Source organism: Bradyrhizobium sp. STM 3843, from assembly GCF_000239815.1.
GTDB lineage: Bacteria > Pseudomonadota > Alphaproteobacteria > Rhizobiales > Xanthobacteraceae > Bradyrhizobium.
Map to the genome: position 1 here is coordinate 1 of NZ_CAFK01000045.1, position 19,710 is coordinate 19,710.

Annotated in this window: 14 protein-coding genes and 1 pseudogene; 10 read left to right on the forward strand and 5 right to left on the reverse strand. The window is 65.6% G+C overall.

Translation table 11 applies throughout. The features are described from left to right. Nucleotides 1-90 precede the first annotated feature (90 nt). From pyk to BRAS3843_RS06775, 3 genes are all read right to left on the reverse strand, one after another. On the reverse strand, nucleotides 91-1,509 hold the full coding sequence (pyk, locus tag BRAS3843_RS06765; RefSeq protein ID WP_008968033.1) for a pyruvate kinase: 1,419 nt from the start codon (nucleotides 1,507-1,509) through the stop codon (nucleotides 91-93). A gap of 368 nt (nucleotides 1,510-1,877) precedes the next feature. Continuing rightward, nucleotides 1,878-2,951 carry a tartrate dehydrogenase gene (locus BRAS3843_RS06770; RefSeq protein ID WP_008968034.1) on the reverse strand — a complete coding sequence of 358 codons (1,074 nt, stop codon included), beginning with the start codon at nucleotides 2,949-2,951 and terminating at the stop codon, nucleotides 1,878-1,880. Between the two features lie 23 nt (nucleotides 2,952-2,974). Next, complete coding sequence (locus tag BRAS3843_RS06775) at nucleotides 2,975-4,273, reverse strand: MFS transporter (RefSeq protein ID WP_008968035.1); 1,299 nt, start codon at nucleotides 4,271-4,273, stop codon at nucleotides 2,975-2,977. A 129-nt stretch (nucleotides 4,274-4,402) separates the two neighbouring features. On the opposite strand from BRAS3843_RS06775, the gene BRAS3843_RS06780 reads away from it, so the two are divergent. The 4 genes from BRAS3843_RS06780 (at nucleotide 4,403) to BRAS3843_RS06795 (ending at nucleotide 10,276) form a co-directional block, all read left to right on the forward strand. Beyond that, on the forward strand, nucleotides 4,403-5,320 hold the full coding sequence (locus BRAS3843_RS06780) for a LysR family transcriptional regulator (RefSeq protein WP_008968036.1): 918 nt from the start codon (nucleotides 4,403-4,405) through the stop codon (nucleotides 5,318-5,320). 640 nt (nucleotides 5,321-5,960) lie between these two features. Beyond that, nucleotides 5,961-7,793: an adenylate/guanylate cyclase domain-containing protein gene (locus BRAS3843_RS06785; protein ID WP_008968037.1), complete on the forward strand. Its 1,833-nt coding sequence runs from the start codon at nucleotides 5,961-5,963 to the stop codon at nucleotides 7,791-7,793. A gap of 56 nt (nucleotides 7,794-7,849) precedes the next feature. Beyond that, a complete protein-coding gene (locus tag BRAS3843_RS38815; protein WP_008968038.1) occupies nucleotides 7,850-8,785 on the forward strand; it encodes a hypothetical protein in 936 nt (311 codons plus the stop codon). Between the two features lie 81 nt (nucleotides 8,786-8,866). Further along, complete coding sequence (locus tag BRAS3843_RS06795; protein WP_008968039.1) at nucleotides 8,867-10,276, forward strand: S8/S53 family peptidase; 1,410 nt, start codon at nucleotides 8,867-8,869, stop codon at nucleotides 10,274-10,276. A gap of 33 nt (nucleotides 10,277-10,309) precedes the next feature. On the opposite strand, the gene BRAS3843_RS06800 is transcribed toward BRAS3843_RS06795, so the two are convergent. Then, the gene (locus tag BRAS3843_RS06800) at nucleotides 10,310-11,203 is read right to left on the reverse strand and encodes a helix-turn-helix domain-containing protein (RefSeq protein WP_035980996.1); all 894 of its coding nucleotides are present in this window, start codon (nucleotides 11,201-11,203) and stop codon (nucleotides 10,310-10,312) included. Nucleotides 11,204-11,431: 228 nt separating this feature from the next. Here BRAS3843_RS06800 and BRAS3843_RS06805 point away from each other — a divergent pair, with 228 nt between their 5' ends. From BRAS3843_RS06805 to BRAS3843_RS06820, 6 genes and pseudogenes are all read left to right on the forward strand, one after another. After that, a complete protein-coding gene (locus tag BRAS3843_RS06805; protein ID WP_008968041.1) occupies nucleotides 11,432-12,340 on the forward strand; it encodes an ABC transporter substrate-binding protein in 909 nt (302 codons plus the stop codon). Further along, entirely contained in the window at nucleotides 12,229-12,654 is a 426-nt protein-coding gene (locus tag BRAS3843_RS42560) for an ABC transporter substrate-binding protein (RefSeq protein ID WP_008968042.1), read from the forward strand. Before BRAS3843_RS06805 ends, BRAS3843_RS42560 begins: the two co-directional genes overlap by 112 nt. Before the next feature lie 62 nt (nucleotides 12,655-12,716). Then, nucleotides 12,717-13,592 (forward strand): branched-chain amino acid ABC transporter permease, encoded by an 876-nt coding sequence (locus tag BRAS3843_RS06810; RefSeq protein ID WP_008968043.1) that lies wholly within the window; start codon nucleotides 12,717-12,719, stop codon nucleotides 13,590-13,592. Further along, the gene (locus BRAS3843_RS06815) at nucleotides 13,589-15,256 is read left to right on the forward strand and encodes a branched-chain amino acid ABC transporter ATP-binding protein/permease (protein WP_008968044.1); all 1,668 of its coding nucleotides are present in this window, start codon (nucleotides 13,589-13,591) and stop codon (nucleotides 15,254-15,256) included. Before BRAS3843_RS06810 ends, BRAS3843_RS06815 begins: the two co-directional genes overlap by 4 nt. After that, nucleotides 15,249-15,725, forward strand: a pseudogene (locus BRAS3843_RS42055) (ATP-binding cassette domain-containing protein); the annotation flags it as partial. The gene BRAS3843_RS06815 and the pseudogene BRAS3843_RS42055, both read left to right, overlap by 8 nt. A 279-nt stretch (nucleotides 15,726-16,004) precedes the next feature. Beyond that, on the forward strand, nucleotides 16,005-17,456 hold the full coding sequence (locus tag BRAS3843_RS06820; RefSeq protein WP_035980999.1) for an aldehyde dehydrogenase: 1,452 nt from the start codon (nucleotides 16,005-16,007) through the stop codon (nucleotides 17,454-17,456). Nucleotides 17,457-17,468: 12 nt separating this feature from the next. Here the strand turns inward: BRAS3843_RS06820 and glgX are convergent, their stop codons facing one another. Next, the gene (gene glgX / locus BRAS3843_RS06825) at nucleotides 17,469-19,706 is read right to left on the reverse strand and encodes a glycogen debranching protein GlgX (RefSeq protein WP_008968046.1); all 2,238 of its coding nucleotides are present in this window, start codon (nucleotides 19,704-19,706) and stop codon (nucleotides 17,469-17,471) included. Between the last annotated feature and the right edge of the window lie 4 nt (nucleotides 19,707-19,710).

Consider the following 19,710-nt stretch of genomic DNA (forward strand, 5'->3'; position numbering starts at 1 on the left):
AAAATAAGTCCTCGTCCTGAGGAGCCCGCCGCAGCGGGCGTCTCGAAGGACGGCGGCGGGAGATGAACACCGGGGTAACGACCGACGCCTTTATCGCGGCACGGCGACGACACGCAGATTGTTGGTGGTGCCGGCCTGCGCGAACGGGATGCCGGCGACCACAACCAGGAGGTCGCCGCCTTGCGCGAACTCCTGGTCCAGGGCGAAATGAGTCGCGCGTTCGACCATCTCCTCGTAGTTCTTGATGTCCTCAGAGAGCACGCTGTGCGCGCCCCACAGCAGGCACATGCGGCGGGACACGTCCTCGTTCGGCGTGATCGCCAGGATCGGCAGGCTCGGCCGCTTGCGCGCGACGCGCGAGGCCGAGGTGCCGCTCGAGGTGTAGGCCACGATGGTCTTGGCATGGATCGCGGAGGCCAGATCGGCGGCGGCGGTCGCCACCGCGTGCGGCGGGGTCTGCTCCTCGCCGGGCTGCGTCGCCTCGATGATCGAGCGGTACATCTTGTGGCCTTCGGTGGCCTTGATGATGCTGTCCATCATCGCGACCGCCTCGCGCGGATATTGCCCCGAGGCCGATTCCGCCGACAGCATCACCGCGTCGGCACCGTCATAGATCGCGGTGGCGACGTCGGACACCTCGGCACGGGTCGGCGTCGGCGCCGCCACCATCGAATCCAGCATCTGCGTCGCCACGATCACCGGCTTCACCGCGAGGCGGCAGGCGCGCACCAGCTCCTTCTGCTTGCCCGGCACGTCCTCGTGCGGGATCTCGACACCGAGATCGCCGCGCGCCACCATGATCGCATCGCAGAGCTGGATGATGTCGTCGATCCGCTCCAGCGCTGCCGGCTTCTCGATCTTGGCCATCACGCCCGCACGGTTGCCGATCAGGCTGCGCGCCTCGATCACGTCGGACGGCTTCTGCACGAAGGACAGCGCCACCCAGTCGACGCCGAGCTTGAGGCCAAAATCGAGATCGGAGCGGTCCTTCTCCGTCAGCGGCGACAGGTCGAGGACGGTCCCCGGCAGATTGACGCCCTTGTTGTTGGAGATCGCGCCACCGACCACCACCTTGGCGTCGATGAAATCGTCGCCCAGCCCGGTCACGCGCACGCGGACCCGGCCGTCGTCGATCAGCAGATCGTGACCAGGCGCGACCGCGGCGAAGATCTCCGGGTGGTGCAGCGGGATCGACATCTTGTCGCCCTCGCTCCCCTTGAGCACGAAGCGGATGGCCTCACCCGCTTCCACCGTGATCTTCTTGTCGCGCAAGGTGCCGACGCGGATCTTCGGCCCCTGCAGGTCCATCAGGATGCCGATCGGACGCTTGACCTCCTGCTCCAGCGCGCGGATCGCGGCGTGGACCTTGGCGTGATCGGCCTGCGTACCATGGCTGAAATTGAGGCGGAACGTATCCACGCCGGCCATAAAGAGTGCCTTCAGCATCTCCGGCGAATTGCTGGCGGGGCCGACGGTGGCAACGATCTTGGCTCGACGATGACGACGCATGGTGATGTGTCCTTTCTATCCGGAGCCGAGCGAGATGGCCCTGATATCGTTGACATTGGTCAGCGTTGTGACAGCGCCGACTCGCGCACACCACGAATAGCCGCCCGACGCGGCAAGGCAAGCCCGGCCGCTCAAGCCAATTCTCATGACGCTGCGTGGACCGATACGGACGCGCCCGCGGCTGCCTCGGTTCCGTGACGCCATCGCTCGGCGCCCGCCCCATATAGCCGGATCACCCGAGAGTGCAACTGCCAGCCACGGCGGAACATTGACGTAGACTGGAGCACGCCTCCGTCCTGGCGCGAGGAGGCTCACCTCTCCCATTCCGCGATTCTTACAACCTATAATTGCCCCTCGCAGAAGAAGACTCAGACGTTGGAGCCGTGGATCGCGTCGATCACGGCGTCGGTGACCTCTTTTGTGGTGGCCTTGCCGCCGACGTCGGGCGTGAGGATGCCGGCCGCGCAGACCTTCTCGACGGCCGACATCAGCCGCGCGGCGGTGTCCTTCTCGCCGAGATGCTCCAGCATCTGCGCGCCGGTCCAGAACGTCGCCACCGGATTGGCGATACCCCTGCCGGTGATGTCGAAGGCCGAGCCATGGATCGGCTCGAACATCGAGGGAAAGCGACGCTGCGGATCGATGTTGCCGGTCGGCGCCACGCCGAGGCTGCCGGCCAGCGCGCCGGCGAGATCGGACAGGATATCAGCGTGGAGGTTGGTGGCGACGATGGTGTCGAGGCTCTTCGGGTTCAGGGTCATGCGCACGGTCATGGCGTCGACCAGCATCTTGTCCCAGGCGACATCGGGGAATTCGGCCGCCACCTCGGCCGCGATCTCGTCCCACATCACCATGCCGTGTCGCTGCGCGTTGGACTTGGTGACGACGGTGAGGAATTTCCGCGGCCGCGACTGCGCGAGCTGGAAGGCGTAACGCATGATCCTGGCGACGCCGACCCGGGTGAACACCGCGACCTCGGTGCCGACCTCCTCCGGCAGGCCCTTGTGGGCGCGCCCACCCATGCCGGCATATTCGCCCTCCGAATTCTCGCGCACGATCACCCAGTCGAGATCGCCGACGCCGACATTGCGCAACGGCGAGGCGACGCCGGGCAGGATCTTGGTCGGCCGCACATTGGCGTATTGGTCAAAACCCTGGCAGATCGGCAGCCGCAGGCCCCACAGCGTGATATGGTCGGGCACGTCGGGCGCGCCGACCGCGCCGAAATAGATCGCGTCGAACTTTTTCAGCTCAGTGAGGCCGTCGGCCGGCATCATCACGCCGTGCTTCTTGTAGTAGTCCGATCCCCAATCGAAGGTCTTGACGGTGAAGCCGATATCGCCGGCTCGCTTGGCGAGCGCCTCGAGCACGCGGACGCCGGCCGAAATCACTTCCGGCCCGATGCCGTCGGCGGGAATGGCTGCGATGTTATAGTTGCGCATGGAAGATCTCCGTTGACGAAAGATCAGTGGATCTGCGTGGCCGGCTCGGCCTTCGCATGGTGTGAGCGGGACAGCAACAGGGTCAGGACCGCGGAGAGCAGCAGCAGGCCGGCAACGAAATAGAGCCCGCCGTTGAAGCTGCCGGTCCGGTCCTTGATCCAGCCGATCATGGCCGGCCCCGCGAACCCGCCGAGATTGCCGATCGAGTTGATGGTGGCGATGCCGGCCGCCGCGGCAGGCCCCGACAGGAACATCGTCGGCATGCTCCACAGCGGCGGCTTCGACGAGGAGATCCCGATGTTCACCAGCGTGAGCGCGGCGAGCACGGCCGTCACGCTGGCGGCAAGGCCGGCAAGCCACAGCCCCAGCGCCGCCAGCAGGCAGGCCAGCACGACGTGCCAGGTGCGCTCCCCGGTGCGATCGGAATGCCGCGCCCACAGGATCATGACCACGACAGCGACGCTCGGCGGCACCGCGTTGAGGAAGCCGACCTCGAGCGAGGACAGGCCGAACTGCTTGATGATCTGCGGCGCCCAGACGCCGAGCGTATAGAGCCCGGCGGAGGTGCCGAAATAGACCAGCGACAACGCCAGCACGCGGATGTCGGCAAGGCCGCGCCACACCGAGTGGCTCGCGATCCCCGCCCTGCTTGTCACCTCCGCATTCATCGTCCGCACCAGCCAGCTCCGCTCCTCGTCAGTGAGCCATCGCGCCTGCTCCGGCCGGTCCGTCATGTAGCCGAGCACGATGAAGCCGAGTAGCACGGCGGGCAAGGCCTCGATCAGGAACAACCACTGCCAGCCGGCAAGACCAAGCAGCCCGTGCATCTCCAGCAATGCGCCCGAGATCGGCGATCCCAGCACGGTCGACAGTGGCGCAGCCGCCATGAACAGCGCCGTGACCGCGGCGCGCTGCCGTGCCGGAAACCAGTGGGACAGATAGAGGATGATACCGGGAAAGAAGCCGGCCTCCGCAACGCCGAGCAGGAAACGCAGCGCATAGAAGCTCGCCGGCCCCTGCACGAAGGCCATGGCGCCCGACACGATGCCCCAGGAGATCATGACGCGCGCGATCCAGAGCCGCGCCCCGAACCGGTCGAGCGCCAGGTTGGACGGCACCTCGAACAGGAAATAGCCCCAGAAGAAGATGCCGGCGCCGAAGCCGAACACCGTCGGCGAGAGGCCGATATCCTTGTTCATGGTCAGCGCCGCAAAGCCGATATTGACGCGGTCGATGAAAGCCACGAAGTACAGGAGCATGATGAAAGGAATGATGCGCCAGGTGATCTTGCGCAGCACACGGGTCTCGAGCTCGCTTCCCATCATCTCCTCCCGACGCGATCTTCTTTTTGTCAGAGCGGAAACTAAGCGGCGGCGCAGGCATGGTTCAATCGCCGCTTGTTTATACAAAAAATTGATATAATCCGGAGATCATCTCGCCGGATTTCGCCCATGGACCTGCACCAGCTTCGCTGCTTCATCGCCGCTGCCGAGGAGCTGCATTTCGGCAAGGCGGCGCAACGCCTGCAGATGCTGCCGTCCGCCCTCGGCCGCCACATCAAGCTGCTGGAGGAGGATCTGGCGACCCAGCTGTTCGCCCGGACGACCCGTGCGGTGTCGCTGACGGAGCAAGGCACGGCGCTGCTGCGGGACGCCCGCGCGATCCTGTCCCGGGTCGAAACGGTCGAGCAGAGCTTCCGCCGCCGCGCCCGGGCCGGCACGGTTCGCCGCCTGCGGGTCGGCGCGATCGACAGCGCCGCGGCCGGCCTGCTGCCGCCCCTCCTGCACGACTTCCGCGCCCGACATCCCGAGATCGCGGTGCAGCTTTCCGAAGAGAAGACGATCCGGCTGCTGCCCAAGATCCTCTCCGGCGCGCTCGATCTCGCCTTCGTGCGGCCGCCGGAGCGGACCGACAAGCGGCTCGAATTTCGCCCCCTGGTGGACGAGACCGCTGTCGTCGCGCTGCCGCAGCGGCACGCGCTGGCCGCACGCAAGTTCATTTCGTTGGGCGAGATCGCCGACCAGCCGTTGATCGTGCCGGACCGCCGTTCGCGGCCGCACAGCCACGACCTGACCATGAAGCTGTTCGAGCAGGCCGGGCTGACGCCTGAGGTGGCCCAGCTCGCCGACGAGAAGCAGACCATCGTCCACCTGGTCGCGGCCCGGCTCGGAGTTGCGATCGTACCGCGCTGGACCTCACGGCTGGCGATATCGGGCGTGCGCTTCGTACCGCTCAGGCTGAAGCGCGGCAGCAGCGTCGGACGGCTGCCGCTGGCCGCCGCCTGGCTGCGCGGCTCGCGCGATCCCGCGCGCGACGCCATGCTTTCCATTCTCGAGGCCAGGCTCCCCAATTACGCGCGCGGCGCGTGAACGTGAGGACCCCTCCGATTACGGCAACATCGTAGGCGGCACCACGCTGGTGGCGCTGCTGAACCACAGCCAGGTCGCCGCCGAGCTTGAGGGCGGCGGTGCGTCATGACGTCACATTTGGCGGCGCGCGGCAGAGCGCATGCCGGCATCTGCCCTACCCTGCCCCGATTGTTACAATTGCTACTATTACAGCCGTAGCGGATTGTATTGCAGATGTAGCGCCACGTTCCTTCCGGGCGGCGAGGAAGCGACCTAGGATGGACCGATCCTCCGGCAGGACGAGCTTAGCTCGGACGGCCGACACGAAATGCATGCTTCAACAGCAGGTGATGTCCCACTTGTGAAGTGAGGGGCTTGACGCGAGCCACCTAGCTCGTTCCACTGGTTCCAGCTACCGGTGCGGAGCCCGGCTTCGCCGACCCTTTTGTGAACTAATTATTATGAACTATGTCGACGTCGCTCAATACTCACCTAGCAGATGTCGACGGGATGCCGGGCCGGTCAAGCAACTCCTGCCCCCTCTTGCGATATGCCAAGAGGCGGACACATGCGAGGTCATGGTAAAGCGTAACATGTTACCCGGCTGGATGAAGACTGTCACTCGGCAAGCTGTCGGTATGCTCGAATGACCGGGGCAACGATGCCGCTTCTCGGGTCAGCACAACACGAGGCAAGTGCGCCCTCTGAAGTTCTGTTTCGGGCGCGCGGTGACGCCGCTCGAACCGGTCGGCGGCTTGCGGCCGTCGCGTTTCTCGACATCGTGGGCTACACGCTGCTGATGGCGCGCGATGAAAGTCGCACACACGATCGCTGGATGAAGATCCTGAATGAGATCGTTCGGCCGCGCACCACGGATTACCGTGGCCGGATCGTCAAGTTCACCGGTGACGGCCTGCTTGCCGAGTTTTCCAGCGTCCTCGACGCGGTCGAATGGGCGCAGGATGTTCAACGCACGGTGCCGTCGGCTCAGGTCGACGAGGGCGAGCAGACCCCGACCATCGCACTGCGGATTGCCATCAATCTCGGCGACATTATCGCAACCGAGTTCGACATCTTCGGGCACGGCGTCAATGTCGCAGCGCGCCTCCAGGAGCACGCCGAGCCAGGCGGCGTCCTGCTCTCCGAATCGGTCTACGAGGTCGTGCGCGGCACGGTGGGGAAGCTCGCACGCGACATCGGCTATCTTCAGCTCAAGAATGTCGAAAAGCCGGTGCGGGCCTATGCCCTGACGACCGGTGTTCCGGTCGCAGTGGCACCCACCGCGGCTCACCGCGAGCGCCTGCCCTCGATCGCCGTGCTCCCGCTCCAGAATCTGGGTGCCGATCCGGCCGACGACTATTTTGCCGACGGGATCGTCGAAGACATCATTGTGTCTCTCGCCGGACTGCGCGAACTCTTCGTCATCTCGCGCGCCTCGACAATCAAATATCGCGATCATCCGCCCGATCCGGCCGAGGTCGGGCGCGCGCTCGGCGCACGCTACGTCGTGTTTGGCACCGTTCGCAGGTCCCTCCGACTGGTGCGCGTGTCAACGCAGGCGTGCGATTCCCAAAGCGGAGAAATCCTTTGGGCCGACGCGGTCGAAGTCGCTCCCGGCGAACTATTTGATCTCCAGGACGAGATCGTTCGGAAGATCGTCGTCGGCATTGCTCCCAATGTCCGCAAGACGGAGCTGCGCGAGGCGCTCCGGAAGCGCCCCGACAGTTTCACGGCCTATGACTACACGCTGCGGGCGATTCAGCTCATCAACAGCCTCGACAAGCATATCTTTCTGCAGGCCCGCGACTTTCTGAACCGGGCGATGGCGGAAGATCCGAACTTCGCCATGCCTGTCGCCTGGGCGGCACGCTGGCATAGTCTCTATGTCGGTCAGGGCTGGTCCACCAACCCGAGCGAGGATGCGATCCGTGCCATCGAGTTCGCCTCGAGGGCAATCGAGCTCGATGGTCAGAACGCGCTGGCACTGGCGACCTTCGGTCACCTGAAGTCGTTTCTGTTGCACGAATATGACGGCGCGTTGATCTATTTCGACCGTGCGCTTTCGGCATGTCCCAACCACTCGCTGGCGTGGCTGCTCTCCAGCGCCACGTTGAGTTACATCGGGGATGGCGAGCAGGCCGTCAGCAGAGCCGAGCATGCCTTGCGGCTGTCGCCTTTCGATCAGAGCCTATTCAACTACTACATGTTTCTCAATCTCGCCTACTACGCCAAAGGTGATTATGAGAGCGCGGTGAAGTGGGGCCGGATGTCGGCCAGCGAGAACGCTCTCTACACGGCAAACCACAGGATATTGATCGCAGGCCTGGCGGCTCTGGGACGTCTCGATGAAGCTCACGAAGTCGCCGACAGGATGATGAAGCTCGAGCCCGATTTCCGGTTGGAATTTTACGAGCGAACTCGGCAGCCGTTCCGGCACCCGGAGCTTCGCGCGCATTACATGACCCATTTGAGGTTGGCCGGCCTTCCGGAATGACCCCCGGAAGCATGCCGGCCGGGGGACGCAGGACATTAGTCAAGAGGAGGATTGCCATGAGTGGTTTCGGTCTCGCCGACGGAGCAGATGGTGCAGACGGAGCAGATGGGGCCGATGGCGCGGCACCGTCCGGAACGTTCACGGCCAGCACTTCACCATTGATCCGGCCCATCGGCATCTCGCCTGCCCTCGAGAAGCGCCCCGAGGAGGACTGGTTCAGGGGCACGCGATGGCCGCCCTTCGATGTGTCGGCCGGCTTCCCTTTCACAACGAGCAAGAGCTTCCCCGACAGCGCTTGGGACTCGTATCATTTCTCGATCGTCGTGCTCGGCGAGTTTGTCAAACAGCCGGGCTGGGACGCGATCGACCTGCAGGCCGTCGCGCCCATTCCGACGGGCGCTGGACTGAAGGCCGAACTTGATGAGCTGCAGGAGCTCATCGACTACCGGCCTGGCGTCATGGCTGAGGCGCTCGCTCAGGTCAGCAAGATCGACGCTTACTTCAGCGGCATGCTGATGTTCAACAAATCATCGCGTCCTGCCACCTACCGCCTGATCCAATGTGCGCTGCACGTCGCGCAGTTCTTGGCCATGCACTACAAGTTCAATCCCGGCCTGCAAGCCGGCTCAGGAACGGCCATTCCTCCGCGGCCACGGCCGTCTCAACTCTCGCTGGCATTGATGCCGCCGATCGCGGTCCCGGGGCACGCTTCATACCCGAGCGGACACGCCACCGAGGCGTATATGCTGGCAACCGTGCTTACCCCGATAATGCCGCAGCCGGCATCCACGCCGATCGATCCCGCGGATCCCGAGAGCACACCGCTGCGGCGTCTTGCACAGAGGATCGCACGCAACCGCGAAGTGCTCGGGCTCCACTATCCGTCGGACAGCAAGGCCGGCAAGCATCTCGGGGAGACTGCAGCACCCCTTCTGGCTGGATGCCCAAGTGCGGCCAAGCTCATTGCAGCCGCGGAGCTGGAATGGAGCTGAGACGTCCTGCGCCGGGCTTGCTCGGATGGCAAGGCAAGCTCGGCGCAACCGAGGTGGATTATTTTTTCAGGAGCCCATCCAATGATCCGGCAATTGATCGTCGTGCAAGGCGACGAGTCCGTCGTCGCGGACAGAGATGCGTCCAACCCCAAGTCCCCGCGGCGCATCACAATCGAGACGCAGCTGCGCGAACTGCTGGGCGGCGACAGCGGACAATGGCAGGTGCTGAACCTCCCGTCTGACGACTGGCAGATCCGCCTCGCCGAACGAATTCCGGAGCCCTTCCGCCCTCCGGGCGAAGAGATCGTCGCCATGGGGCTGGCCGACCGCACAGACGTCGAGCAGTTCCGGCGCTCCGTCGAGAACGCGAACAAGCTTGCGGCGGAGCGAGGCAAGCTCCAGCCGTTCAAGGCTGTCGGCGCCGATATCGCACTGTCCCACTCCGAGTATTTCTGTCCCGTCAATGCCGATCAGCTTTTGTTCGGCAACCGGGATCATGCCAGACGAATGACGGGCGCCGACGTGCTCAGAGCGCAAGGTTTGACCGGACAAGGCGTCAACGTGGTCCTCATCGACCAGGGGTTCGACGCGGCGAACGTCAAGAACTTCGGCGGCGGCCTTGCCAATGGCGATATCGAACCCGGCACGACCAAGCGTGGTCATGGACCGATGATGGTTCGCAACATTGCCGACGCTGCGCCAGATGCCACGTTCTACGACGTTCCACTGCTTCCGGCGCGCATTCGCGACATCACGGGATTCATCAGCACCGCGCTTCACGTGTTCCAGCGCCTCGATGCGCTCATCCGGCACCTGCGCCAGCTTCCCGCTCCGCAATGGAAGGGGCCCTGGGTGCTCGTGAACGGATGGTCGATTTTCGATCGTTCCAGCGAGCATCCGCTCGGTGACTACACCGAGCGGCCCGATCATCCGCTCAACACGATGATAGGAACGATCGCAGCAACCGCCGACACCGTATTCGCTGCCGGCAATTGCGGCCAGTTCTGCCCCGATCGCCGCTGCGGGAAGTCGGATGTGGGACCGGGCACAAGCATCTTCGGCGCCAATTCGCATCCGGACGTTCTGACGGTCGGAGCCGTCAGAACCGACGCACGGTGGATAGGCAGTTCATCGCAGGGGCCGGGCCAACGTCTGCTCTCAATTCAGAAGCCCGACCTGTGCGCGCCCAGCTATTTCGACGAGGTCGGCGCTGATGCCTTCGCCGGCAACGTCGACGGCGCGTTCGTGAGCAACGAGGGCTCACCTTACATTGCGAACACGGGAACGTCGGCCGCATGCGGAATGACCGCAGGCATTATCGCCGCCATCCGCAGCGGATACGATCAAACCGCGGCCTCACCCGCCCAATTGCGCCAATTCATGATCGACCGCGCTCGCAAGGTGGAGGGCCCAGCCTGGAATGGCCAGCTCGGTCATGGCATCATCGATGCCGCCGGCGTATTGACTGCCCTGAAAGAGGCGAACGCATAAAAGCGGAGCGCGGAGCCCGCACGCGATGAGACCTCACGGCCAGTCGGCGAAATCGAGCGACGGCCGCAGCCGTCCGCTGCGCGCCCGCGCCGCCATGTTGCGGCGCCACGCGCCCGGCGCCTCGCCGGTGTGCTTGGTGAAGAAGCGGCTGAAATAGGCGGTGTCCTTGAAGCCGAGCGCAAAGGCGATCTGCTTGACGGTCGCACTGCTGCTCTCGAGCCGTCGCGCCGCCTCCTGCAGGATGCGCTGCTGGATCAGCGCGCTCGGCGAGCGCTGCAAGGCGCGGCTGCACAGCGAATGCAGCCGGTCCGAGGTGACGCCGAGCAGCTGCGCATAATCGGCGACACGCAATTGCTGTTGGTAACGCTCCTCCACCAGCCTGCGAAAGCGGCCGAGGATGTCGGCGCTGTTGCCCGGTGCGGCGCCATCGGCCGTCTCGGCAAACAGCCGCCAGAAGCGCAGCACGCAAAGCGAGAGCTCCGCTGACAGGATCGAGGCGCTGGCGCCGCGCGCCGGCGCAGCCAGCTCGGCCGCGATCGACGCGATCGAGCGCGCAAGTGCCGCGGCCAGATCCGCTTCGACCGGAAAGGCGAGCATGCCGGTCACGCCGGCGAGGTCCAGATAGGCTGCTTCCGCCGAAGGCGGCAAATAGCGGTGCCAACTATCCGCGCGCAGCCGCAACAGATGCGCGCGCGCGCCGGCCGCGATTTCGAGCTGGTCGGCGCTTCCAGCCGGCAACCAGACCAGCGACGGCCCGGACCATGCGGTGACCTCGCCGTCCCCATGTGCCGCCGCCGCGCCGGAGGTCAGCGATATCAGGTGGATGCAGGGTCGTACCGCCAGCGAATTCAGGGCCCATTGCCGCGCGACGAAATGCGAGCCGACCACCTCGGCACCGACGGGATGAGCTGCATCGGGTGCAGGCACGGGCCCGGCGCTCCGGCTCCCCGCCAGCGCGGGACGCCGGGACCGGGCGCCAGATGAGTGCATCTTTTCGCCGGATCCGTCCATTGCGCCAAGGAACCCGACAGTGCTTCCTTGGTCAAGCCCGGACAGCCGCAAACAACAATCGCGGACAAAAAGCCCGGGCCAAGAGGAAACGTCACATCGGCACGCCGCCGAACAATCCGGCGCGCCCCAGGGAGGAGGCTCGACATGGTTTCGACACAGCGTCGGACATGGCTGCGCATCGCCAGCCTGACAGTATTGGCCGCGGCACTGGGGGCCTTTGCGTCCCCTGCCGCCGCGCAGGACAAGATCCGCATCGGCTATGCGATCTCGAAAACCGGACCGTATGCCGGCGGCGCGGGGATCACGACCTTGCCCAACTATCAGCTCTGGGTGAAGGACGTGAACGCGGCGGGCGGAATCAAGCTCGGCGACAAGCGGCTGCCGATCGAGGTCGTCGAGTATGACGACCGCAGCTCGTCGGAAGAGGCGGTGAAGGCGATTGAACGCCTCGCCAATCAGGACAAGGTCGATTTCATTCTGCCGCCGTGGGGCACCGGCCTCAATCTCGCGGTCGGCCCGACCTTGAACCGGCTCGGCTACCCGCATCTCGCGGTCACCTCGGTGACCGACAAGGCGCCTGAGCTCGCCAAGCGCTGGGCCAATGCCAGCTTCTGGCTCGGCACCTCGGCGCAGATCTCGCAAGGGCTGGCCGATCTGCTCGGCAAACTGAAAAGCGAGGGCAAGATCGGCGGCACCGTCGCCATGGTCAGCGTGGCCGACCAGTTCGGCATCGAGCTCGCCGCCGCCGGCCGCGAGGCTTTCAAGAAGGCCGGTCTGACCGTCGCCTATGACAAGACCTACCCGCTCGGCTCGCAGGACATCCAGCCGCTGCTCAAGGATGCGATCGCCTCCAATGCCGACACCTTCATCGCCTTCAGCTATCCGCCGGATACGCTGGCGCTGACCGAGCAGGCGCAGTCTTTTAGAAATTCAATCCGAAGGTGTTCTATGTCGGCGTCGGCACCGCGTTTCCGCTGTTCAAGGCCAAGTTCGGCGGCAACGCCGACGGCGTGCTCGGGATCGGCGGCTGGAATGCGGAGTCGCCGCCGCTGAAGGACTATCTCGCCCGCCACAAGGCCGCGACCGGCCAGGAGCCGGATCGCTGGGCCAGCCCGATCACCTATGCGAGCCTCGAGGTGCTGCAGCAGGCGATCGAGAAGGTCGGCAAGGTCGACCGCACCGCGATTGCCAAGGAAATCCGCGACGGCACGTTCGAGACGATCATCGGCAAGGTGAAGCTGAAGGACGGGCTGTTGCAGGAGGTCTGGGCGGTCGGCCAATGGCAGAACGGCGAGTTCTATGGGCTCGCGCCGGCGACGCTGGCGGGCGCACGCCCGGCCGTCGTGCCGAAGCCCGAGTGGAAGTAGCGAGGTGAGCCCGGCAGGCGGCCGCATCGGCCGCCTGCTTTGTCGGGCCATAAGGCGCCGCCATGTTGCTGTTCGACATTCTCCTGCCTGGCCTCGTGCTTGGCGGCATGTATGTGCTCATCGCGCTCGGGCTGACGCTGCAATATGGCGTCGCGCGCATCATGAACCTCTCCTATGGCGAGGCGCTGGTGGCGGCGAGCTTTGCGGCGTTGTCGCTCTACACCGGGCTGTCGCTGAGCCCGCTGCTCGCCCTGCTGCTCGCCGTGCCGATTGCAGCGGTGCTGAACTGGCTGCTCTACCGGCTGCTGCTGGTCCGGCTGGTCCGCCGCAACAAGGATGCGGGCGCCCAGGAGGTCGACAGCATCCTCGTCACCTTCGGCGTGCTGTTCGTGATCCAGGGACTGATGCTGGTCGCGTTCGGCGGGCAGTATTACAGCTACAGCTATCTCTCGATCCCGGTCGTCATTCTCGGCTCGACCCTGGCGGTGAACCGGCTGGTCGCGCTGGCCTTCGCGGCGGTGATCGGCACCGCCGTCTATCTCGCGCTGACGCGCACGCGGCTCGGCACGGCGGTGCGCGCGGTCGCGGTCGATGCCAGAGCCGCGAGCCTGGTCGGCATCGATGTCGCCGCGCTGGCAGGGTTCGCCTTCGCCTTTGGCGGCGGACTCGTCGCCGCTGGCGGCGTGCTGGTCAGCATGTTCCTGACCTTCAACGCCGCGATGGGCGTCGTCTTCACCATGAAGGCGCTGGTGGTGGTGATCATGGGCGGCGTCGGCAATGTCATGGGCGCGCTGATCGCAGGCCTGCTGCTCGGCATCGTCGAGACCGCGGTGGCGCGGCTGGTCGATCCCGGCCTAACCCTGGCTGCGACCTATACGCTGTTTCTCGCGGTGCTGCTGGTGCGGCCGACCGGCCTGTTCGGAAAGGCCACGTCGTGACCGTCCGCAACGCCATCCTCATGATCATCGCCCTGCTCCTCGGCGCCGCGATCGTTGCCGTCCCGCTCTACGCCAACGGCTATTATCTCGCGCTCGGAATCAGCATTCTCTATTTCACGGTGCTGGCCACCGCCTGGGCGATGTTCTCCGGCCCCACCCGCTACATTTCGCTCGCCACCGCCGCATTCTTCGGCATCGGCGCCTACAGCGCCGCGATCACGGCGGAGACCCTGTCCTGGCCGCTGCAGCTCTTGGTCGCGGCCGGCGCGGGCGGCGTGGTCGCCGCGATCACGGGGTTGTCGACCTTGCGGCTCTCCGGCATCTATTTCGTGATCTTTTCCTTCGGCCTCGCCGAGCTGATCCGGCAGCTCGTGATCTGGTACGAGGTCAACGTCCATAAGTCGGTCGGCCGCTATCTGTTCAGCGACATCACCCAGGAGGTACTGTATTGGCAGCTCCTCGGGCTCGCCGTGGTCGTGCTGCTCGCGGGTTATGCGCTGAACCGCTCGCGCTACGGATTGGCGCTGCGCGCGATCGGCGCCGACGAGACCGCGGCGCGCCATGCCGGCATCAACGCGACGCTGGTGAAGCTCGGCGTGTTCGTGGCGAGCGCAGTATTCATGTCGGTCGCCGGCGCGATGATGGCGCCGCGCTGGACCTATATCGATCCGGCGATCGCCTTCAACCCGATGATCTCGTTCCAGGTCGTCATCATGGCGCTGCTCGGCGGCGCCACTCATCTGCTCGGCCCGCTGCTCGGTGTCGTGCCGCTGGTGCTGCTGTTCGAGGTGCTGACGGCGGCGCTGCCGAACCATTTCAGCATCGTGCTCGGCCTGGTCTTCGTCGCCATCGTGATGGCGCTGCCGCAAGGCGTGATCGGACTGATCGCACCACTGTTGGCGCGCCCGCATGCCAAGCCCGTGGCGATGCCCGCCATCGCCGAAAGCCCGCTGCTTTCGGTCGAACGCGTGAGCAAATCCTTCGGCGGCTTGCGTGCGGTCGAGGGCGTCAGCCTCACCGTTGCACAGGGCGAGATCCTCGGCATCATCGGTCCGAACGGATCGGGCAAGACCACCCTGCTCAACATGCTCTCGGGCGCGCTCATTCCCACCACCGGCACGATCCGGCTTGGCGACGCCGTTATCAGCGGCCTTCCGGCGCATAAAATCGCGCGGCTCGGCCTCGCCCGCACCTTTCAGCTCGTGCGCGTGATGCCGGAACTGTCGATCGCCGAAAACGTCGCCGCGGCGGCGCTGTTCCGTGCCGGCGCAAGCGCAGGCAGCGAGACGGAGATCCACGACCTGCTGGAGCTGGTCGGGCTTGGCCGGCGGTCGGATACGCCCGCAGGCGAGCTGACCTATATCGATCAGAAGCGGCTGGAGCTTGCGCGGGCGCTGGCGCTCGAGCCCCGCATCCTCCTGCTCGACGAATGGCTGGCCGGGCTCAATCCGAGCGAGCTCGAGACCGGCATCGCGCTGATCGCGCGCTTGCGCGATCGCGGACTGACCATCGTCATGGTGGAGCATGTGATGGATGCGATCCGCGCGCTCTGCAATCGCTGCCTGGTGATGAGCGCGGGAAAGGTGATCGCCAGCGGCACGCCCGAGGTGGTGCTCGCCGATCGCACTGTCATCACGGCCTATCTCGGAGAGGCCGATGCTTGAGGTCTCGCGTCTGTCGCATTCCTACGGCAAGCATCGGGCGCTCGCCGATATCGCGCTTCAGGTCGGGCGCGGCGAGATCATCGCTATTCTCGGCGCCAACGGCGCCGGCAAGTCGACCTTGCTGCAGGCCATCACCGGACTGATCAGGCCGGCGACAGGGTCGATCATCCGGTTCGAAGGCAAAGATATTGCCGGCCTCCTGCCGCACCTGATCGTCGAGCGCGGCATAGCACTGGTGCCGGAAGGGCGTGGCGTGTTCGGCGAGCTGACGGTCGCCGAGAACCTGCAGCTCGGTGCCTATCCTCCGCGTGCCCGCGAACGCGAAGCCGAGCAGCTCGCCCATGTGCTGCAACTGTTTCCGCGGCTCGCCGAGCGCCTGGGCCAGGCGGTGCGGACAATGAGCGGCGGCGAGCAGCAGATGGTGGCGATCGGCCGGGCGCTGATGTCCAATCCGGCGCTGCTGCTGCTCGACGAGCCGTCGCTGGGGCTGTCGCCGCTGCTGAGCCGCGAGGTGTTTCGCGCGCTGCAACGCATCCGTGCCGATGGTGTCGCCATTCTCCTGGTCGAGCAGAATGCCCGCGCGAGCCTCGACATCGCCGACCGGGTCTATCTGATCGAATCCGGGCGCAACGCCGGGCACGGCGATGCGGCCGACATGAAGAACAATCCCGATATCCAGCGCGCCTATCTCGGCAAGGCGCGCGCGCCGTCCCCGATATCCAAATCCTCTGAGACGATGGAGCGACCTATGAATGCGATCAACCTTTTGATCGGCGGCAAGGACCAGGCGGCAGCCAACCAGCGCACCTATCAGCGTCTCAATCCGATCAGCGGCGAGACCGCGAGCATCGTTGCGGCGGCCTCGGTCGAGGACGCGTTGCGCGCGGCCGACGCGGCCGCCGCCGCCTTCCCGGCCTGGTCTCAGCTTGCGCCCGGCGAGCGCCGGAGGCGGCTCAGCGCCGCAGCCGATGCGCTGGCGCGCAATGCCGCCGAATTCACCGCACTCATGGTGGCCGAGACCGGGGCGACCGCCGGCTGGGCCGGCTTCAACGTGCATCTCGCCGAGGCCATGCTGCGCGAAGCGGCTGCGATGACGACGCAGATCGCGGGTGAGGTGATCCCGACCGATGTGCCCGACAATCTCGCGCTTGCCTTCCGGCAGCCGGTCGGCGTGGTGCTCGGCATCGCGCCCTGGAACGCGCCGGTCATTCTCGGTGTCCGCGCAGTGGCGATGCCGCTCGCCTGCGGCAACACCGTCGTGCTCAAGGCGTCCGAGATGAGCCCTGGCGTGCACCGCCTGATCGGCAGCTGCCTGGCGGAAGCCGGCCTTGGCGACGGGGTGGTCAATGTCGTCACCAATGCCCCGGAGGATGCGCAAGCCGTGGTCGAGGCGCTGATCGCGCACCCCGCGGTGCGCCGGGTCAACTTCACCGGCTCGACCCGCGTCGGCCGGCTGATTGCGCTCGCCTGCGCCAAGCATCTGAAGCGCTGTTTGCTCGAGCTCGGGGGCAAGGCCCCGCTCGTCATTCTCGACGACGCCGATCTCGATGCGGCGGTCGATGCGGCGGCCTTCGGCGCCTTCATGAACCAGGGCCAGATCTGCATGTCGACCGAGCGCATCGTGGTCGACGACAAGGTGGCGGATGCGTTCGTCGCGAAGTTCGCGGCCAAGGCCAACAGCCTGCCCTACGGCGATCCCCGCCAGGGCAACGTCGTGCTGGGCTCGCTGGTGTCGGGCGCGGCCTGCGACCGGGTCGGCGCGCTGATCGAAGACGCGCTTGCCAAGGGCGCGGTGCTCGCCGCCGGCGGTCGCGGCAGCGGCACGATCATGCCGGCAACAATCGTCGATCGCGTCACGCCGGCGATGCGTATCTATGGTGAGGAGAGCTTTGGCCCCGTGGTCACGGTGGTACGCGTCAGCGGCGTCGAGGAGGCCGTGCGCGTCGCCAACGACACCGAATATGGCCTCTCCTCCGCCGTGTTCGGCCGCGATATCGCGCGCGCGCTCGGCGTCGCCAAGCGGATCGAGGCCGGCATCTGCCATATCAATGCGCCGACCGTGCATGACGAGCCGCAGGTGCCGTTCGGCGGCGTCAAGGCCTCGGGCTATGGCCGCTTCGGCGGCAAGGCGGCCATCGACGAATTCACCGAACTGCGCTGGATCACGGTGCAGACCGGCCCGCGCCATTATCCGTTCTGAGAAGCGCTGCATTCAGCCCGGCAGCGGCGCCTCGGCAATATCGAGCAGCGCGCCGAGGCCGTGGCGCAGGCTGCGCATCGGCACCTGTTCGGACGACAGGCCAAGCGCCAGCAGCGAGCGGCCTGTCACCTCGTAGACATGCCCGAACGGGAATGACGGCAGCGTCGCCTCGGGCTGGTTGGTGTCGATCAGGCCGAGCCAGTTGCGCCCCTCCGGCACCTCCGGCAAGGTGAAGTTCACCACGTCATAATGGGCGTTGTAGATCAGCAGGAGCGTAGCATCGGAGCCGCGGCGCTTGACGCCGGTCTCCTGCGCGCGGCCATCGAGCAGCATGCCGAAGCAGCGCGCATTGCCGTCGGTCCACTGCTCGACCGCCATCTCCTCGCCCGCAGGCGACAGCCAGGTGACGTCCTTCACGCCCAGCTCCTCGTTGAGCGAGCCGACCAGGAAGCGGCTGCGATAGAGGATCGGAAACGCCTTGCGCATCGCGATCAGCTTGCGGGTGAACTCGCGCAAGCTCCTTCCCTGCGGCGTGATCGCCATCCAGTCGAGCCAGGTGGTCTCGTTGTCCTGGGCATAGGCATTGTTGTTGCCGTGCTGGGTGTGGCCGAACTCGTCGCCGGCGAGCAGCATCGGCGTGCCGTGAGACAAGAGCAGCGTCGCGAGCAGGTTGCGCTTCTGCCGTTCGCGCAATTCGATGATCTCGGGATCGTCGGTCGGACCCTCGGCGCCGCAATTCCAGGAGTGGTTGTTGTCGTGGCCGTCGCGATTGTCCTCGCCGTTGGCCTCATTGTGCTTGTCGTTATAGGAGACGAGATCGTTGAGGTTGAAGCCGTCATGGGCGGTGATGAAGTTGACGCTCGCCCACGGCCGGCGGCCGCGCTTGTTGAAGAGATCGCCTGAACCGGAGATGCGCTTGGCGAAGTCGGCCAGGGCGCCGGGATCGCCTTTCCAGAAGGCGCGCGCAGTGTCGCGGAACTTGTCGTTCCACTCCGCCCAGCCGGGCGGAAACTGACCGACCTGATAGCCGCCGGGACCGATGTCCCAGGGCTCGGCAATCAGCTTGACGCTGGAGAGCACCGGATCCTGCCGGCAGGCATCGAGGAAGCTGCCGCCCTCGTCGAAACCATAGGGCTCGCGCGCCAGGATGGTGGCGAGGTCGAAGCGGAAGCCGTCGACCCGCATCTCGGTGGCCCAATAGCGTAAGGAATCCGCGACCAGCTGCAGCACGCGCTGATGCGACAGGTTCACCGTGTTGCCGGTACCGGTGTCGTTGATGTAGTAGCGCATGTTGTCGGGCAGGAGCCGATAGTAGCTCGCGTTGTCGATGCCCTTGAACGACAGCGTCGGCCCGAGCTCGTTGCCTTCGGCGGTGTGGTTGTAGACCACGTCGAGGATCACCTCGATGCCATTGGCATGGAACTGGTTGACGAGCGTCTTGAATTCGGTGGCGAAGAGCGTCTTGAGGTAGCGCGGCTCCGGCGCGAAAAAGCCGATCGTGTTGTAGCCCCAGTAGTTGCGCCGGCCCTTCTCCACCAGGTAGCTGTCATCGATAAAGGCATGGATCGGCAACAGCTCGGCCGACGTGATGCCGAGCGAGCGCAAATAGGCCGGGACGTCGTGATGGGCGAGGCCTGCGAAGGTGCCGCGATCGGCGTCCGGCACCATCGGATGCAGCCGGGTGAAGCCCTTCACATGCATCTCGTAGGTGATGGTGCGTTCCCAGGGAATCTCGGGCTTCCGCGACGCTCCCCAGGTGAAGGCGGGATCGATCACGCGGCATTTCAGCATCAGCGCCGCGCTGTCGCGCTCGTCAAAGGACAGATCCTTGTCGGGATGATCGAGCTGGTAGCCGAACAGCTCGGGCCCCCAGCGCAAGGACCCGACCAGCTGCTTGGCATAGGGATCGATGACGAGCTTGTTCGGATTGAACCGGTGGCCTGCGTCAGGCTCATAGGGACCGTGAACGCGATAGGCATAGACCGTGCCGGGACGCGCGGTCGGCAAATAGCCGTGCCAGACCTCGTCGGTATATTCCGGCAGCTCGATCCGCTCGAGCTCGGTCTCGCCGTTGTCATCGAACAGGCAGAGCTCGACCTTGGTGGCATGCGCGGAGAACAGCGCGAAGTTGACGCCGAGTCCGTCCCAGGTTGCGCCGAGCGGAAACGGCCTGCCTTCGCTGATCGGGGATTTGCGCAAATTGAATGCAGCCTGCGTCAGAGCGTCGCCCTGCCTGGTGAGTTGATCCATGTTG

Coding starts and splice junctions, on each gene's coding strand:
- BRAS3843_RS06775 (WP_008968035.1), bottom strand. CDS start 4,273: ATGGGAAGCGAGCTCGAGACCCGTGTGCTGCGCAAGATCACCTGGCGC.
- BRAS3843_RS38815 (WP_008968038.1), top strand. CDS start 7,850: ATGAGTGGTTTCGGTCTCGCCGACGGAGCAGATGGTGCAGACGGAGCA.
- BRAS3843_RS06780 (WP_008968036.1), top strand. CDS start 4,403: ATGGACCTGCACCAGCTTCGCTGCTTCATCGCCGCTGCCGAGGAGCTG.
- pyk (WP_008968033.1), bottom strand. CDS start 1,509: ATGCGTCGTCATCGTCGAGCCAAGATCGTTGCCACCGTCGGCCCCGCC.
- BRAS3843_RS06810 (WP_008968043.1), top strand. CDS start 12,717: ATGTTGCTGTTCGACATTCTCCTGCCTGGCCTCGTGCTTGGCGGCATG.
- BRAS3843_RS06795 (WP_008968039.1), top strand. CDS start 8,867: ATGATCCGGCAATTGATCGTCGTGCAAGGCGACGAGTCCGTCGTCGCG.
- glgX (WP_008968046.1), bottom strand. CDS start 19,706: ATGGATCAACTCACCAGGCAGGGCGACGCTCTGACGCAGGCTGCATTC.
- BRAS3843_RS06805 (WP_008968041.1), top strand. CDS start 11,432: ATGGTTTCGACACAGCGTCGGACATGGCTGCGCATCGCCAGCCTGACA.
- BRAS3843_RS06785 (WP_008968037.1), top strand. CDS start 5,961: ATGCCGCTTCTCGGGTCAGCACAACACGAGGCAAGTGCGCCCTCTGAA.
- BRAS3843_RS06770 (WP_008968034.1), bottom strand. CDS start 2,951: ATGCGCAACTATAACATCGCAGCCATTCCCGCCGACGGCATCGGGCCG.
- BRAS3843_RS06820 (WP_035980999.1), top strand. CDS start 16,005: ATGAATGCGATCAACCTTTTGATCGGCGGCAAGGACCAGGCGGCAGCC.